This is a genomic window from Streptomyces odontomachi (assembly GCF_024435355.1).
Lineage (GTDB): Bacteria > Actinomycetota > Actinomycetes > Streptomycetales > Streptomycetaceae > Streptomyces > Streptomyces odontomachi.
Genome location: NZ_JAMJWG010000116.1, coordinates 1 through 286, shown reverse-complemented (window position 1 = coordinate 286; position 286 = coordinate 1). Strand labels below are relative to the sequence as shown.

The 286-nt window shown below is 73.4% G+C and carries 1 pseudogene; it reads right to left on the bottom strand.

The window, feature by feature from the left end:
• A pseudogene (locus NQO67_RS43620) lies at positions 1 to 286 on the bottom strand (peptidase S8); the annotation flags it as partial.

The following is a 286-nucleotide window of genomic DNA, read 5'->3' as shown; positions in this document are numbered from 1 at the left end:
CGCCCTGGTCGCCGGTGGTCTGGGCGGGCAGCGGGGCGGTGCGGGTGGCGCCGGCCGAGTCGACGCCGTGCACCTTGCGTATCTGGTCGGCGAAGTCGGGGTTCGTGGAGTGCACGACGATCACGCCTATGTGGTCGTAGGACGTGATGACCGTGCCGTCCGCGTCGGCTATCGCCTTGCGCACCGCGCGGGCCGTGCCCTGCCCGGGGCTCACGTTGACGACGTAGCTCAAAGCGGGTCCTTCGGCGAGGGTGCGACCGGGGGCGGCGTCGCCCACCGCGGCCGG